Raw genomic sequence first — 16,302 nt, 5'->3', positions numbered from 1 at the left:
TGCCCGTTCAGGCATCGCGCATTTGTCTGTTTGCGAACGACAAAAGAAGCCTTGCGTTTCTCGCAAACCCAGCTTGATAGATTGCGAATACAAGCGCTTTTTCGTGTGGGTAATCTGACCAGAGGAGTCGACGATCCGTGCGCTCCGTCCACGAAAGATTTCCCATCAAACCATTATTTCGTCATGCCAATGAAGATCAAGACAATATCGGCAGTCGCATTTCTCGCCGCTTGCGGCGTCGCGCACGCGAATAACAGCTCCGTCACGCTTTACGGACTCATCGACTATGGCGTGAACTATCAGAGCAATGCTGGCGGAGGGCGCGTATTCGGTGGTTCGAGCGGCATCATGCAAGGTTCGCGGTGGGGCTTCAGGGGCGTCCAGGATCTGGGCGGCGGACTGTCGGCCATCTTCCAGCTCGAGAACGGCTTCGACCTCGGTAAAGGCTCCGCGCTGCAGGGCGGCCTCCTGTTCGGGCGCCAGGCATATATGGGACTGTCGAGCGACAAATACGGCACATTGAGCGTGGGACGTCAATACGATTCGCTCGTGACTTTCGTCGAATCCCGCATGAATTCGGCGAACTATGGCGGCGGCACCACCGCGCATCCGGGCGATCTCGACAACCTCAACAACAGCAAGCGCGTGAACAACTCGGTGAAGTATACGAGTCCCAGCTTCGGCGGCTTCACCGTAGGCGGTGTCTACGGCTTTGGCGGGCAGGCGGGCGATTTCGCACGCAATCAGATCTGGTCCGTCGGCGCGGGCTACGACTATGGCAATTTTTCGGCAGGGGCCGCCTTCATGAACGTGCGCAACCCGAACCAGTCGTACTTTACGTCGACGCCCACGAACGTCGCCGGCGCCAATCTGAACAATATGGCGGCAAGCCCGGTCTACAGCGGGTATGCATCGGCGCACTCCTACCAGGCCGTCGCCGCGGCTGGCAACTACAAGCTCGGTCCGGCGACCTTCGGTCTCGTGTACAGCAACGTGCAATTCAAGGATCTTGGCGATACGTCGTCTGGCGCGAATCCGCTCAGACTGACAGGCACTGCCCGATTCAATACGGGCGAATTCAATTTCACCTGGTTCTGGACGCCGACTCTGGCGAGCGAACTCGTCTACAGTTACACACACGGCTCTGGAGCAGGCACGATCGGCAGTTCCGAATACAACACGATCTCGCTGTCGCTCGACTATTACCTCTCGAAGCGTACGGACGTGTATGTCATCAGCAGCACGCAGTTTGCAGGCGGCACGGACTCATCGGGCTACGCGGCGCGCGCCACGCTCAACGCGTTGACGGCATCATCGACGAACCGGCAGACTTTCGTTCAACTCGGGATTCGACACAAGTTCTGAAAACAGGTGCAAACTGAAAGGTGAAGCGCGCATACAATACAATTCCACGTGTTTTTTGTGAGCAATGTTTGCGTCATTAGAAAGCCGATAATGAGGCCCAACAGTGACCCGCTTCGATTGTGTACCGTGCGGCGCACGGCGGTTGGCGGTTTTGACAGAGGCCGACAGGCCATTTGGTGCCGAGGACGCGCTCATCTTCAATTCGGCACGAACACAGCATTGATGGTTATGGACTCGACCAGGGAATTAAGGAAGCAGGATTTCGCTCAGAACGCTCGCTAGAGGCTTGGCGTGTCTAGCACGCTCAAAGGTCCCACCCATCTGGGTTGCCTGGCTCATGCGCGCCGAGGCTTCGTCGACGCGCTCAAGGGCGTGATGAAACCGGGCGGCCGTGCTGCGCAGGCGCTGGAATACTTCAAGGCGCTGTAGCGGGTCGAGGCGTTCGCCAAAGCTGATCTGCTCGAAGGCGCCTCGCGCGTGAATATACGCACTGGCTGCGTCAGTACAGCGTGCCACTACTTGAAGCGCTCAGAGAGTGGCTGGACGAACAGGCGCCGCAGGTCCTGCCAGAAACTCTGCTGGGCAAAGCGTTCTCATACACGCTGCAACGTCGAACCCTGCGCCTATCTCGTGCACGTCCTTAGCGAATTGCCGAAGCGCGCATCGGACGCCGACGTGACTGATCTCTTGCCGTTCAACTTCGCAAAGCTCACCCTCGCTCCTCGAGCTTGATCTGCCAGACACATCTACCTTCGCGCACGCTTCCAACCTCGGTGTGCGAAATCGCGCGCTTACGGTCATTCGTGTGGCGGGAGCCAGCGCGCCGGATTGGCGCCGGTCGGTTCTATTTCGAGACACCAGCGTCCGAGGATCCCGGATTGCTGCCGCCGACGGACGTTCTTGTCCTGTTAGCTTCAGCCACCTTGCGTTCCGCCTTGCGCAAGTTCGCGGGATAGTTGGAGCCATCAGTCGGACTGAAGCCTGCCTCCTCAACCTGCCGCAATTCTTCCTGAACCTGGGCGCGTGTTACAGACTGCGCAAACGCGGTCGCCGAGGCGAAGCATGAAATGACAATAAGGCTACAGCGCAGTGTGTTCATTTTGGACCGCCCATGGGAATTAAAAAACGCCGTCGCTCACGAACCCATACATAGCGTGCACGGATCCTTCGGCGACACCCTGAATCACAAATCAGGGAATACCCTTATTATAGGTCAGTCTTCAAGAAATCAGCACTCGCGGTGTCGTCTATATAAAACTGATTCGCACTCCGTCGAATCGATAGAGGCCATGACTAGTTATAGCCAAGGATTGCGACAGATCGGATGTCGGGCCGATCATAAACGTCCGAGACGAGGGTGAGCGTCGGAACCACAAGCAATTGCGCGTAAGGCGAAGTCATGGTGCGGTCCGCGCATGCCCTTTTTTCGCTCCCGGACTTGCCCTGCATGGATTCTGTCGGCTTGAGATGTTCACTCTTCACTTTGCGATCCCCTTAATCATCGATAATCGGCTCAATGCGGTTTCCCGGCTTTCCCGGAACGGCGCAATGGAATTCGCGTGCGCCTGCGACCTGACCTCATTCAATTTCAGATGGCCTACTCATCCGGATATTTTTCCGGTATGCGCACGCGAATCAGCCGGTCAAGCTTTGACTTGCACTCAGTAAAGGCCCTACACGAAACCGATCCGATCTGGTCATCGTAGATCTGCATGACGCGCTCAAGGGTTCCGACAGCCTCGTCATCGGGTTCCCATCCGGGTCCTTGCTCTGCACGGCAAGCGAGCTGATCCAGGGCTTTCTCTGCATCACAGTAGAACCGATAATCGGCAGCTCCATAGCCGGCCTTCCACATGAAAAACGACATGTAGGTGACGCGCACCATTTCATATAACAGGTGGCGCGTCCCGTCCCCGTTGCAACATGCGGCAAGCGTCAGATGACCAGCCAACGACAGCTCACGAACGTAGTCGCCTGGCAGGGGTAACAGCATCTGCTTGGGTACCGCGACACGTCGCGGTTGCTTTGGGGACCGCGCTTTACGCTTGCTTCGAGGCATTTTTTAAAACGCTCTGCTTCATGGCCCGACCCGATGGCAGTGCTTCCGGCACGTCCGTTGTGTGCGCATCGAGACCACACGCTCAATGCATATTCGTCAGTCGCTGAGGCACAGAGGCAACGATCTTCACGAACTCCGTAGCATCGAGCGAAGCTCCACCAACCAATACCCCGTCAATATCGGGTTGGTTGAAAAGTTCGCGCGCGGTCGATGCCTTCACGCTGCCGCCATAGAGAATCGAGACCTCAGATAGTGTCGACGACGACGTGTCGAGCACCTGACGAAGGAACGAATGAACCTCCTGTGCCTGATCTGCGCTCGCGCTGCGCCCGGTACCGATGGCCCACACCGGTTCATAAGCCACGACGATGCGTGAAGCCTGCTCTTCCGTAAGGCTGTTCAGCACCGCCGACAACTGACGCTCGACGATGCTGTTGGTTTCGCCAAGCTCCCGCTCGGTCAGCGTTTCGCCGACGCATACGACAGGGGTGATCCCTGTCTCGATACACCGCAGAGCTTTTGTTCCGACAGCCTCCGATGTTTCGCGATGGTAGGTGCGCCTTTCAGAGTGGCCCACCAGCGCATAGGCGGCATTAAACTCGGATGCCATCCTCGATGAGATCTCGCCGGTGTACGCGCCCTCAGCGTGCGCGGAGATATCCTGGACGCCCCACCGCACTGTTGATCCCGCAAGGGCATTGCGAACTTGCGGAACGTAGAGGAACGGTACGCACACCGCAACTTCGCAATGTTCGCCACTAGCGCTCACGCCGCCCGTTAGCTCATTGAGCAAACGGTCATTGAACGCGAGTGTCCCGTTCATCTTCCAGTTGCCCAATACAATCTGCTTTCTCATCCTGTTACCTCATCCTGATCGTCAATCGCCGTCATGCCGCATGACGCTGATACTGGCGACGCAAATACTCCGCCCGGTCTCACCTGCTAACGTTGTAGAACGCCGACTTGCCCGGGTAGCTGGCGATTTCGCCGAGATCTTCCTCGATACGCAGCAGCTGGTTGTACTTCGAGATACGGTCGCTGCGCGAGAGCGAACCCGTCTTGATCTGACCGGCGTTCAGGCCGACCGCGATGTCCGCGATCGTCGAGTCTTCCGTTTCGCCCGAGCGGTGCGAGATCACAGCCGTGTAGCCCGCACGCTTGGCCATTTCGATCGCCGCGAAGGTTTCCGTCAGCGTGCCGATCTGGTTGATCTTGATCAGGATCGAATTCGCGATGCCCTTTTCGATGCCTTCCTTCAGGATGCGCGTGTTCGTCACGAACAGGTCGTCGCCGACCAGCTGGATCTTCTTGCCGAGCTTGTCGGTCAGAATCTTCCAGCCTTCCCAGTCGCTTTCGTGCATGCCGTCTTCGATCGAGACGATCGGGAACTTGTCGGCGAGCGTCGCGAGGTAGTCCGCGAATTCCGCCGACGACAGTTGCAGGCCTTCGCCGGCGAGCTGGTACTTGCCATCGTGATAGAACTCGCTGGCTGCGCAGTCGAGTGCGAGCAGCACGTCTTCACCGGCGCGGTAGCCTGCCTTTTCGATCGCTTGCAGGATGGTCGACAGGCACTCGTCGTTGCTGCCGAAGTTCGGCGCGAAGCCGCCTTCGTCGCCGACTGCCGTGCTCATGCCGCGATCCGACAGGATCTTCTTCAGCGCGTGGAACACTTCGGCGCCGCAGCGCAGTGCTTCGCGGAAGGTCGGCTGGCTGACGGGGACGATCATGAACTCCTGGATGTCCAGGCTGTTGTTCGCGTGCGCGCCGCCGTTGACGATGTTCATCATCGGGACGGGCAACTGCATCGCGCCCGAGCCGCCGAAGTAGCGGTACAGCGGCAGGCCGGCTTCTTCAGCGGCAGCCTTCGCGACGGCCATCGACACGGCCAGCATCGCGTTCGCGCCAAGGCGCGACTTGTTGTCGGTGCCGTCGAGTTCGAGCAGCGTCTTGTCGAGGAAAGCCTGCTCGGAAGCGTCGAGGCCCATGATCGCTTCGGAGATTTCGGTGTTGATGTGCTCGACAGCCTTCAGCACGCCCTTGCCGCTGTAGCGGCCGGCTTCGCCGTCACGCAGTTCGATCGCTTCACGCGAGCCCGTCGACGCGCCCGACGGCACAGCCGCGCGGCCCATCGTGCCCGATTCGAGCAGCACGTCGCATTCGACGGTGGGATTGCCTCGCGAATCGAGAATCTCGCGACCAACTACATCAACAATTGCGCTCATAAGCCTGCCAGTGAGAAGTGGGTTGAAACGTCACAGGAGGATTTTGGCCCATATTGTATTTATTTGCAACGTAGTACAATCTCTAATCAGAACTGGCCCGGGTCGCGACGGCCTGGGTACACAACCGCCTGAGGAGAAGTTAGATGGAACTCGAATCGCGAATTCGCGAGGAAATCTGCACGGTAGGCGCCAGCCTTTATGACCGCAGGTACACCGTCGGCAGCGCGGGGAACATCAGTGCGCGCCTGGATGACGGATGGCTTATCACGCCCACCGACGCGTGCCTGGGGAGGCTTGACCCGAACGACATTGCAAAAGTTAGCGTTGACGGACAGCACGTGTCGGGCGGTCGCCCATCGAAGACACTCGCACTCCACCGCAAGATCTACGAAGGTTCACCCGAAACACGAGGCGTCGTTCATACGCACTCAACAAATCTGGTTGCGCTTACGTTGGCAGGGGTATGGCGCACGGACGACGTACTCCCTCCGATTACGCCTTACTATGTGATGAAAGTCGGTCACGTGCCGCTCATCCGGTATCGACGTCCGGGTGCGCCTGAGGTCGCAGCAGAGGTGGCGGGTTGGGCCCCGAAAGTACGGGCTGTCCTGCTGGAGCGGCTCGGTCCGGTAGTATGGGAAAAGTCGGTATCGCAGGCATCATTCGCACTCGAGGAACTCGAGGAGACGGCAGCACTCTGGATGTCGCTTGGTCGATCGTCAGAAGCGCTGCCCGATGAAGCCATCGAAGAGCTCCGAAACACTTTTGGCGCGCGTTGGTAAGTTCGACGCGGCAGCTTTCCGCCTAGCATTCGTACGAAGCCATGAACGAACCCACGGAAAAACAGGTTCACGACCAGTCGCTGCTCGGCATCTATGATCATCCGACAGATGTCACCGCCGGCCAGTGGAGCGTAAGCCGCTCCGATCGACCACACATGTATCGCATTGCGCATCGTCGCTCCAGCGGCGAAATGCATATTGATACGGTGGTCGACCTTGACAACCTTGAATCCAAATTGCAGAAGTGGCGCCGCGAAGGCTTCGTGCGGCACGAGACGGACATGCCCAAGAAGGAGCCCGCTCATCGCGCGACCTTCATGAAGGACCTGCGAGCATCGACGCCCTCTGATCGCGCGACCGCCCCTTTATCTGCTGGGACGGCAATTGTTGGTGGAGTACCGATGCCGCTCGGCGCGTCCGGTCCACTGGTGCCACCTGTGAATCCGGCTTACCTGTTCGCTGCGCGTTCAGAAAATGTGCTGTTCGACATTCTCGAAAATCGCCGGATCATGCTGATCGGCCATACCGGCACAGGAAAAACCAGCCTCATCGAACAGGTTGCCGCGCACACGAACCAGGGCGTGCTTCGTTCCAACATGAACGGCCAGACGACGGTAGGCGACTTTGTCGGCTTCTGGACGGTAAAGGGTGGAGAGACGATCTGGGTTGACGGCGTTTTGCCGACCGCAATGCGCGAAGGTCTGTGGCTCATCGTCGATGAAGTCGATTTTGCCGAGCCGGCCATTCTCGCGGTCCTCACGGCCGTACTTGAGCCGGGTGGACGTCTACTGCTGAAGGAAAAAGGTAACGAGATCGTCGCGCCCCATCCGTCCTTTCGTCTGTTCGCTACCGCGAATGCGGTGGGCTCGATGGGCCAGTACCGCCATCTCTATCAGGGCGCGAACCTGATGAACGAGGCTTTTCTGGACCGGTGGCGCGTTTATCACATCGACTATCTGTCGCGGGAAGACGAAGCGCGCGTGCTGGAGCGCACTTTCTCTGGACGCATCTCGCCCGAAATGGCACAGACGCTGGCGTCGATCGCAGCGGAGTGTCGCGAGGCTTTCATCCGCGAAGATCTGGCGAGTGCATTTTCGACCCGGAGACTGCTCGACTGGACCGAACTGATGCTGCGCACTGGCAACCCCGAGACTGCGGCTGGCCCGACCATCTATTCGAAGATTAGCGCAGAAGATGCAGCGTTGGTCCGCAGCATCATCCAGCATCACATTGCGCTTGACGACTGAGTATGACCGACGCGCCGATACGGCCTGACGACGAACTGCTTGCTCACCTGTCCCGGCTGGCACGAACGCTGACCGGGAACGATGAGATGGAAGTCGTCATGGCGGACGACGGCCCACAACTACGAGGCAACTGCATCGTCCTGCCCTCGAAACTCATCCGATCGGACGGATCGGTCGCGGTACTGACCGGCTATGTTGATCAACTTGCCGCACGCGCCCGTTTCTCGGCTCCGGATATTTTCGCCCGACTGCGTTCACCCGTTACGCGTCGGATCGCGCAGGTAATTGACGACCGTCGGGCGTGTGCACAACTCGTGGCAGGCCATCCTGGTAGTGCGTCGTTCTTCGCAGCGATGCGCATGGAACTGGCCCGTGACGCGGTAGAGCGCTGGCCGCAACTCGACTGGAAAGAAAAGCTTGTTTGGCGCGTCGAGCGGTTCCTCTGGGACGAACAGCCGGGCGCAATCGAGTCCAGCCCCTCGTTGACGGCCGCACTCGACGCAAGCGCAGACGTGCTCGCACAAGCCCGTATGGCGACCTCAACGAGCGACAGCGTCCGCGTCTCAATTGATTTCGTCAAACGGATCCGCGCTCTGGCCGCCGGCGATGTTAACAACATGATGTTCACCGCCGATGCTGACGGCACCCTCGACCCGGCGAGCGTCAAGAATGAATTCAAAACCGATGAGCCGGTGGGCACAGAGGCCTCCTCGTCATTCGATCCTTCGTCTATTAACGACGGTTCCGTTGCACAGACACAAGCTGATGCAACGGCCGAGCCATCTGGCGACGGCGTGTCCAGCGCGCAGCGAATGTCGCCGCAGAATCGCCCGATTTTCTCGGTGCCCATCACGACGCAGTTCGACGAAGTCGCAGATCTGACAGGCAAAGGAGACGCCGTCGACTGGAGAAAACTGCGTAGCGCCGCCCGAGCACAAACTGAACCGCTCAAGGTGCGGCTCGAACGGGCGCTGAAGGCCGACGAACAGACACACTGGAAACGCGAGCAGGAGCGCGGTGAACTGGACCGCCCTTCCCTAGTCAAGCTCGCCACGTCGCCAGGCTACCGCACGCCCTTCCGGACTCGGCGCGTCAGGCCAGGGCGCGACGCAGCTGTCAGTGTTCTGATTGACCGTAGCGGCTCGATGGCGGGTCGCAAAATCGAACTCGCGAGGCTTTGCGCGGCAGCGCTTGCTGACGCGTTGACTCAGCTCGGCTTCGCATGCGAGGTTTTGGGCTATAGCTCCATCGAGGATGCGCGCATGCGCAAGTATCACGAAGACTGGTTCGCCGCAGGAAACTCGCCCCGAGGCTTCAACCGGTTTGTCGAGCGCCTGGACCTGCAGGTCTACAAACGCTTTGATTCAGACAACCTCAACGGGCTGGCATGCATTGAATGCGGCCACGAGAACCCCGACGGTGAAGCATTGTCCTGGGCTGCGACGCGGTTGCTTGAGCGCCGCTCGCACCGCCATATTCTGATGGTGTTGTCGGACGGCTACCCCGCGACGGGCGACGGGAACCCGGCCATCCTTCAGACCGATTTGCGGGCGCGTGTCGAGGAGCTCCACTCGTGTGGAGTCGAGCTGATCGGCGTGGGCATACTCGACGACGCGGTCGAAGCGTTCTATCCGACCTGCAGCGTCGTAGAGCATCTGCAGGACTTGCCTGAGGCCGCGTTCGATGTGCTGGGTCGTACGCTTCTGAATCACAGGGATTGGATGCTGGAGAAGCCACGCGTCTGACGGCGCACCGAAGACTTGAGCAGGTAGTTTCTTCGCAGATTTCTGCGGAAGGGCTCTGTTCGAGCCACAGGAGACGCTCAACTTTCCGAACTGCGGTCATTCAGTCGATGCAGTCCAGCGCTCTTCGGTCGCCTTGCATCAGCCATTGAGTAGCGATACTGTTGGCCAGAGCTAGACGGCTGGCCCCTCTGGTGGCTCTTCCCGAATCGCAACAGCGATCGAGCTCCCGACGATCGCGAATATTCCGATGACTGGAACGACGCCCAGTGTTTCGCCCCACACGAAAAACCCGAAAAGCGTTGCCCAAATGATACTTGTGTAAGTGTAGGGAGCCAGTTTTGCAGCACTGTCACGCCTTACTGCAACCGTAAAGAGGAGTTGACCGGCCGTTGCGAATGACGCCAGCAGTGCCATGGTTAGCAGGTCCTTGTGCGTCGGCGTACGCCAGGAAAAGAAAAGAGAGAAGGCAGTAACTACGGTTCCGAAAGCTGTAAAGAAGAGCACTGTGATGGTTGAGTCGTCGCTAACCTTGAGCTTGCGAATCTGAATCATTGAGAGAGCACCACACAACGCGCTAGCAAGAAGCAAACAAGGGCCCATGAGATTCGACACGCTGCCTTGAGGTCGGACCACGAGAAGGACTCCGAGAAAGCCTGCGAACGCGGCGACGGCATTTCGCGCGAGTAAGCGCTCCCCGAGCAAAATGGGCGCGAGAAGGACGACAAAGATCGCCTCTGAGTAGACGATCGCCACCGCCTCACTTAGAGGCAAATACGGCAAGCCCGCGAAAAACAGTGCAGAGGCACCGAGAAGAGTGATGGCACGCGCCATTTGTCCGCGCAGATCGACATTTTGAATACGCTTGCCTAACGGGCCGCCACGAAGACTCACCAACAACGCTGGGATCACGCCAAACAACATGCGGAAGAAAGTTACCTCGTTCGCTGGATAGTTCAGTGCGACCGCTTTCCCCAACGCATCGACGACCGCGAAACAAAACATCGAAACGACTACGAGAGCGATTGTTTGATATTGGGCGGAAGGATTGGAGACTGACACGTTGGCGCGCATATTTGTAGGCAGCATGAAGTTTCTGTGTTAGCGAGCGCAATTGTCAACTATCCGTCGTCGCATGTCGAATGACCGTATATGGACTCCTCCTCGTTTGCAAACACGTCGCTTGTCAAGCCTCGGTGTCGATTGCTCACGTATATCCGTACATGGACTCCCGCCTATGAGCAAGATCGGTGTGCATTTTGAAGGTCTCGACTGCGTCCGTACATTCGGCTTTTTATGTGCCGGCCATCGGCACGAGCCATCATGGACGTTTGCGCGCTTGTCCCTCATCGGCCTCCTGGCTTCTTGATGCAGCCGCCGGATATATCAGGATCTACAAGCGCCGGTCCGACCGGTTCGCCATGCTTGCCGCTTCTTGCGCAATCGTGGATGGAGTGAAATTACTTCGATGCGTTACAAGCGAGCTACGCCAGCCTGAAGCTGTCATTGCTCGTCAGTATTGCCCACGCAATTCGCGCCGTCTTGTTCGCGAGCGCGATTGCAGCGATGCTCACGTGGCGGCGCTGCATCACAGCTTTGATCCAGCGACTATGTCGGTCGTCACGACGGTCTACAAAGCGCATTACAGCGCGCGCGCCCTGGACCAGCAGGGTGCGGAGATAGGTGTCGCCATGCTTTGTGATGCTGCCCAGCTTTGACTTGCCACCGCTTGATCGCTGCCTGGGCGTCAGACCCAACCACGCTGCGAACTGCCGCCCGTTCCTGAACTGCTGTGGATCTCCGACGCCGCTGAACAATGCGGTTGCTACGAGCGGTCCAATCCCGGGTACCGTAGCGAGACGCTGGCAGCTTTCATTGCGTTTGAATATCTCGGCAATCTCGGAAGCGAGTTCGTCGATCCATCGCTGTAACGCTGCCAACTGTTCGATGTACATTGAGCCAAGCCGTCGAAGCAGGATCGTGATGCGGGCATCAGCATCATTCACGAGTGCCACGACACCCTGTCTTAAATGAACGATACCCATTGGAAAGATGAACCCCTCTTCGGCAAACATGCTTCGTATCTGGTTTGATTTCGCTGTTCGCTCGTGAACGAGCCGCTCACGCATACGATGAACCGACTGCAGTGACTGCTGTTCAGCGCTTTTGATCGGTACCGGATGAATGCCAGGTCGTGACACCGCCGCGCAGATGGCCGAAGCGTCATTCGCATCGTTCTTGCCACCGACCAGAAAGGGTTTCACATATTGCGTTGGCAGAAGGCGCACCGTATGCCCTTGCGAGCTCAGTTCACGGGCCCAGAAGTGCGAACCATGACACGCTTCGATGCCGATCAGGCTTCGTTCCAGTTTCGAGAAGAACTTCAACACATCTGCTCGACGGAGCTTCCGCTGTATGACAGGTCTGCCACCACGATCGACGCAATAAACCTGGAATACGTTCTTCGCAATATCGAGACCAATGGTGAGCGCAGGCATAGATGTTCTCCCGGAAATTGGTGAGATCAGTGTCGCCCCGAAGGGGGCGGGAGTCCATACCATCAGTCTCGTACAACTGTGCCTCTGTGAGGCAACGGACCCTGATGGGCTATTCGCGCGCTGACTCCCAATCGCTCCTACGGGCTCAAGGCCTCGGTCAGTCACGGGTTTGATCAGCGCCGGTTCGACCTGTTGGCCATCGTGCGACTTGTTTTGCAATCGTGGATGAAGGTACTGCTGGTAGTTACTGTTTCAATGTGCGGCAAGTTCCGGCTGGTAATCGGTTTCCCGTGTAATCATCGCCCAGGCTATGCGTGCGGTTTTGTTTGCTAGCGCTACGGCTGCAATGTTCGGATGCCGGCTGCCCGCTATGCGCATGACCCACAGACTTAGCGCATCAGTCCGTCGACGGGCCATCTGGATCATCGCGCGTGCGCCGTGGATTAACAGGCAACGCACGTAAGCGTCACCTCTCTCTTGCAATTACCCACATCTCCAGCGCGAAACCTGGTAACCTGGCATACGTCACATTCCATACGCACGCGGGATGGCCGGTAAGCGACACGCGGATGATCGTTCGTGGTTCGATCTGGAAGTCCAGGGAAGCGAATTCCAGGACACCAGGCTGCGCCGCCGCTTCGCAAGCCTGCTCGAGAAGCTGTGGGACGGCATGGGGCAGACGATCCCGTTCGCCTGTCAGGACTGGGCTTCGACCAAGGCTGCGTACCGGTTTCTGTCCAATGACCGCGTCAGCGAACACGATATCCTGAGCGGACATTTCCAGGCGAGCGCCGAGCGTGTGAAGGCCACCGATGGGCCGGTGCTTATCCTGCAGGACACGACCGCATTCTCGTACCAGCGCGAGCGTCCCGAACTCATCGGCTACACGGGCAAGACGACCCTGCGCACGGGGAAGAACGGCAGGGGCCCGCGACGACCGCTCACGCAATGCGGCATCCTGATGCATTCGAGTCTTGCTGTTACTGCCGATGGATTGCCACTTGGTCTGGCTGCAGTGAAATTCTGGACAAGAAAGCAGTTCAAGGGGGCTTCTGAACTCAAGCGTCATATCAATCCCACGCGCGTACCGATTGAGGAAAAGGAAAGCTGGCGCTGGCTGGAAAATATGCGCCAGTCGACTGAACTTCTCGACGATCCTGTGCGTTGCATTCACATCGGTGACCGGGAAAGCGACATCTACGAGCTGTTTTGCACCGCATATGATCTTTCCACCTACTTCCTCGTGCGTACCTGTGTCGACAGGCTCGCGGGAGATGGTCAGCACACGATCTCCAAAGCCATGCGGCAGGTTCAGGTAAAGGGACTCCATCGCGTCGAGCTTCGCGATGCGAAGGGCCGTCCGATGACCGCGACGCTCGAACTGCGCTATGCGCCAATGACTGTTCTGCCGCCCATCGGCAAGCAGAGCCGCTACCCCGCGTTACAGCTAACAGTACTTCACGCGCAGGAGCGAGATCCGCCGCCCGGGCGTGCCCCTATAGAATGGAAACTCATCACCAACCTGCCGGTCCGCTCTCGTGCCGAGGCAATCGAGAAACTTGACTGGTATGCAATGCGCTGGAAAATCGAAACCTTCCACAAAATCCTGAAGTCGGGCTGCAAGGCCGAAGAGTCCCGACTTCGTACAGCCGACCGGCTAACGAACCTGATCGCAGTCTTCTGCATCCTGAGCTGGCGCATATTCTGGATCACCATGCTCGGCCGCTCGGCGCCACGGGCCGCAGCCGAACTCGCGTTCACACGCACCGAAATCGACCTGCTTGAACACGTCGTTCAGGACACGTCTCATAACGCACAGGCACCACCGCTCGTGCGCAACGTCATCAGGCTCGCCCAGCTCGGTGGTTACCTTGCGCGTGCCAGTGACCCTCCGCCGGGCAATACCGTGATGTGGCGTGGGATGCGACGTCTGACTGACATCCAGATCGGCTATGAACTCGCGCTAAAAAGAAGTGGGTAATTGCAAGCACCTCTCTTGCTAATCCCTAGAAGCCGCTCTTTGCCACCGGAGCTGTTTTGTCTGGGTGTCAGTCCGAGCGACGCCGCCATCTGCCGGCCATTGGAAAACTGTCGGGCATTGCCCACGGTTGCGATCAACGCCGTTGCAACCATTGGCCCAACGCCGCGTAATTGCTGCAAACGTCTGGCGACGGGATCGGATGCGGCAATCGCAGCAATTTCACGATCGAGTTCGCGAATCCGGTCGTCCAGGGAGCGCAGGTCCTCCCACAGCCCCGTGAGCAGACGCCGGAATCGGTCGCTCAGACCGCTGTTTACGTCTTCTAGCCAGACAGGAACAGCGCGGCGCAACTGGAGAATCTCTCGGGGCGCCACAATGCCATATTCGGAGGTCAGGCCGCGAATCTGGTTTGCCTTTGCGTTACGTTGCTCCATTAATCCGGCGCGGACGCGGTGAACCGCCTGCACGTCCTGCTGCTCGACGGTCTTGACGGCAACAAAGCGCATTCCAGGCCGGCTCATCGCTTCACAGATAGCTTCGGCGTCGTTTGCGTCGTTTTTGTGACTCTTGACGTATGGCTTCACAAACTGCGGGGCTATCAGCTTCACGGTATATCCGATCGCCTGAAGACGTCGCGCCCAGTGATGCGCACTGCCGCAGGCTTCCATGCCTATCACGGCATGCAGAGGAACGGTCCGTTGCACGACATCCAGCCATTCCAGACGGGTAAGCTTGCGGCGCCATATTGCTTTCTCGCTTCGATCGACGCCATGCATCTGGAAAACGTTTTTGGCGAGATCAATCCCAACACGAATCATGTCCATTTCAGGTTCCTCCTCGTTGACTGGTCGAACGCGACGACAATCATGCGCCGTGCGCCGCGAGCCAGCCGGGTGAGGAGGAGTCCATCCCATTGCTTCTGGCCTATTCCGTTGAAAAACTCGCCTAGGAGTCGAGTTCTCGGGTATCCTGGAATCCATCGATCGACGGGAGTGCAGCGTCATGATGGGTCAGCGGAGCGGCGATCAGGACCGGCTTTTTTACACGTTCAACCTGGATGATCACATTCCGAAAGACCATCTGTTACGCGGTATAAATCACTTCTTCGATGCCGGCGACCTCCGAAAGCACATGGCGCCGTTTTACAGTCATACGGGGCGCCCATCTATTGATCCAGAGTTGATGATCCGCATGCTGATCATCGGATACTGCTTTGGAATTCGCTCCGAACGGCGTCTGTGTGAAGAAGTCCATCCCAATCTGGCGTATCGCTGGTTTTGCCGTCTCGGCCTTGACGATGCGGTTCCGGATCACTCGACCTTCTCAAAGAATCGCCATGGCCGGTTTCGCGACAGCGATATGCTCCGCCATGTATTCGAATCAGTTTTGCGTCGCTGCATGAAAGAGGGACTCGTAGGAGGCGAAGGGTTCGCGATCGATGCGAGTGTGATCAAGGCCGACGCAAATCGCACCCGAGGCATCGCGGGGACTGAAACAATCGACAGGAGTCGCGGTGAAGGACCCAGCCGCGCGGTGCGCGAGTATCTGGCGACGCTCGATGAGAACGACGATGATGCCCATGCCGTGGACGCATCGCAGGAACCTGCCACGCAGCCTAAGAACATTTTGCTGACCGATCCGGCTGCACGTTGGACCGCAGCGCCTGGTGGCCCGGCGTTCTACGCCTACTCGACCAACTACCTGATTGATCTGCACGCAGGAATCATCGTAGATGTTGAGGCCACACCCGCATACCGCACACAGGAGGTGAACTCGACCACCGCGTCGATGCTTGCCTGGATGATCAATGACAAGGCTATCGAGCCGCAAGTTCCGGTATGGGAGAAAGGGGCACGGAGCGACGAGACCTTCTCGAATAGCGAGTTTCAATGGCTTGAGCAAAGCAACAAATATCGCTGCCCCGCTGGACACGCACTGCGCAGCGAACGGCGTCCATTCAAGAGTCCGCGCACGCACATCACCAAGGCCAACACTGTCGTCTATCGATCAAACCAGTTGGACTGCACTGGACGTGTACTGAAGAATCAATGCTGCCCAAACACACCGATACGAAAGATTGCCCGAAGTGTCTACGAATCAGCACGTGATAAGGTAAGGGCTATTGCGAAGACACCGGCATATCGGCAGTCACGCAAAGATCGCAAGAAAGTTGAGATCCTGTTTGCCCACCTCAAACGTGTCATGAAGCTGGATCGTCTTCGGTTGAGAGGACCTTCAGGCGCACACGACGAGTTCTTGCTGGCTGCAACCGCACAGAATTTGAGGCGAATGGCGAAGTGGTTGATGCCAAAGCAGGAGGAGGTGAAAAATGCATCCGCTTGAAAGGAATCGCGGCATGCATCCGCGGATGCAATGTCATCGGAAAGAACGTTGAGCGCGTCGATC

General features: G+C 58.2%; 12 protein-coding genes and 3 pseudogenes. 7 read left to right on the top strand and 8 right to left on the bottom strand.

The genetic code is table 11. The features are described from left to right. The first annotated feature begins 189 nt into the window (after nucleotides 1–189). Together QEN71_RS41530 and QEN71_RS41525 are read left to right on the top strand one after the other, a co-directional pair. Entirely contained in the window at nucleotides 190–1,365 is a 1,176-nt protein-coding gene (locus QEN71_RS41530; RefSeq protein WP_201662029.1) for a porin, read from the top strand. 300 nt (nucleotides 1,366–1,665) lie between these two features. After that, a pseudogene (locus QEN71_RS41525) lies at nucleotides 1,666–2,097 on the top strand (IS66 family transposase); the annotation flags it as partial. A 112-nt stretch (nucleotides 2,098–2,209) separates the two neighbouring features. Here the strand turns inward: QEN71_RS41525 and QEN71_RS44915 are convergent. The 4 genes from QEN71_RS44915 to eno all read right to left on the bottom strand — a co-directional run bounded on the left by QEN71_RS44915 (nucleotide 2,210) and on the right by eno (nucleotide 5,646). Continuing rightward, nucleotides 2,210–2,464, bottom strand: coding sequence for a DUF4148 domain-containing protein (locus QEN71_RS44915; RefSeq protein ID WP_201662031.1), 255 nt, complete (start codon nucleotides 2,462–2,464; stop codon nucleotides 2,210–2,212). 498 nt (nucleotides 2,465–2,962) lie between these two features. Further along, nucleotides 2,963–3,358 (bottom strand): hypothetical protein, encoded by a 396-nt coding sequence (locus QEN71_RS41520; RefSeq protein WP_201662033.1) that lies wholly within the window; start codon nucleotides 3,356–3,358, stop codon nucleotides 2,963–2,965. Nucleotides 3,359–3,506: 148 nt separating this feature from the next. Continuing rightward, complete coding sequence (gene tpiA, locus QEN71_RS41515) at nucleotides 3,507–4,280, bottom strand: triose-phosphate isomerase (RefSeq protein WP_201662035.1); 774 nt, start codon at nucleotides 4,278–4,280, stop codon at nucleotides 3,507–3,509. 79 nt (nucleotides 4,281–4,359) lie between these two features. Beyond that, complete coding sequence (gene eno, locus QEN71_RS41510) at nucleotides 4,360–5,646, bottom strand: phosphopyruvate hydratase (protein ID WP_201662038.1); 1,287 nt, start codon at nucleotides 5,644–5,646, stop codon at nucleotides 4,360–4,362. Between the two features lie 143 nt (nucleotides 5,647–5,789). Here eno and otnC point away from each other — a divergent pair, with 143 nt between their 5' ends. The 3 genes from otnC to QEN71_RS41495 are packed head-to-tail and all read left to right on the top strand — an operon-like array spanning nucleotide 5,790 to nucleotide 9,420. After that, on the top strand, nucleotides 5,790–6,428 hold the full coding sequence (gene otnC, locus QEN71_RS41505; protein WP_201662041.1) for a 3-oxo-tetronate 4-phosphate decarboxylase: 639 nt from the start codon (nucleotides 5,790–5,792) through the stop codon (nucleotides 6,426–6,428). Between the two features lie 41 nt (nucleotides 6,429–6,469). Continuing rightward, entirely contained in the window at nucleotides 6,470–7,675 is a 1,206-nt protein-coding gene (locus tag QEN71_RS41500) for an ATP-binding protein (RefSeq protein ID WP_201662044.1), read from the top strand. Nucleotides 7,676–7,677: 2 nt separating this feature from the next. Next, a complete protein-coding gene (locus tag QEN71_RS41495; protein ID WP_201662047.1) occupies nucleotides 7,678–9,420 on the top strand; it encodes a cobaltochelatase CobT-related protein in 1,743 nt (580 codons plus the stop codon). Between the two features lie 171 nt (nucleotides 9,421–9,591). Here QEN71_RS41495 and QEN71_RS41490 read toward each other — a convergent pair whose 3' ends face one another. The 3 genes and pseudogenes from QEN71_RS41490 to QEN71_RS45000 form a co-directional block, all read right to left on the bottom strand. Continuing rightward, on the bottom strand, nucleotides 9,592–10,491 hold the full coding sequence (locus tag QEN71_RS41490) for a DMT family transporter (RefSeq protein WP_201662050.1): 900 nt from the start codon (nucleotides 10,489–10,491) through the stop codon (nucleotides 9,592–9,594). 410 nt (nucleotides 10,492–10,901) lie between these two features. Further along, the gene (locus tag QEN71_RS41485; protein WP_290468275.1) at nucleotides 10,902–11,915 is read right to left on the bottom strand and encodes an IS110 family RNA-guided transposase; all 1,014 of its coding nucleotides are present in this window, start codon (nucleotides 11,913–11,915) and stop codon (nucleotides 10,902–10,904) included. Nucleotides 11,916–12,167: 252 nt separating this feature from the next. Further along, nucleotides 12,168–12,398 (bottom strand): annotated as a pseudogene (locus QEN71_RS45000) (IS110 family transposase); the annotation flags it as partial. 64 nt (nucleotides 12,399–12,462) lie between these two features. On the opposite strand from QEN71_RS45000, the gene QEN71_RS41480 reads away from it, so the two are divergent. Next, complete coding sequence (locus QEN71_RS41480) at nucleotides 12,463–13,896, top strand: IS4 family transposase (RefSeq protein ID WP_290468274.1); 1,434 nt, start codon at nucleotides 12,463–12,465, stop codon at nucleotides 13,894–13,896. Between the two features lie 8 nt (nucleotides 13,897–13,904). Here the strand turns inward: QEN71_RS41480 and QEN71_RS41475 are convergent. After that, a pseudogene (locus QEN71_RS41475) lies at nucleotides 13,905–14,720 on the bottom strand (IS110 family RNA-guided transposase); the annotation flags it as partial. 178 nt (nucleotides 14,721–14,898) lie between these two features. Between QEN71_RS41475 and QEN71_RS41470 the strand changes: the two are divergent. After that, nucleotides 14,899–16,239 carry a transposase gene (locus tag QEN71_RS41470; protein ID WP_201658976.1) on the top strand — a complete coding sequence of 447 codons (1,341 nt, stop codon included), beginning with the start codon at nucleotides 14,899–14,901 and terminating at the stop codon, nucleotides 16,237–16,239. Nucleotides 16,240–16,302: the final 63 nt, after the last annotated feature.

The sequence above is a fragment of the Paraburkholderia sabiae genome (genome assembly GCF_030412785.1).
Taxonomy (GTDB): domain Bacteria; phylum Pseudomonadota; class Gammaproteobacteria; order Burkholderiales; family Burkholderiaceae; genus Paraburkholderia; species Paraburkholderia sabiae.
This window is presented reverse-complemented; position numbering and strand designations above follow the sequence as displayed.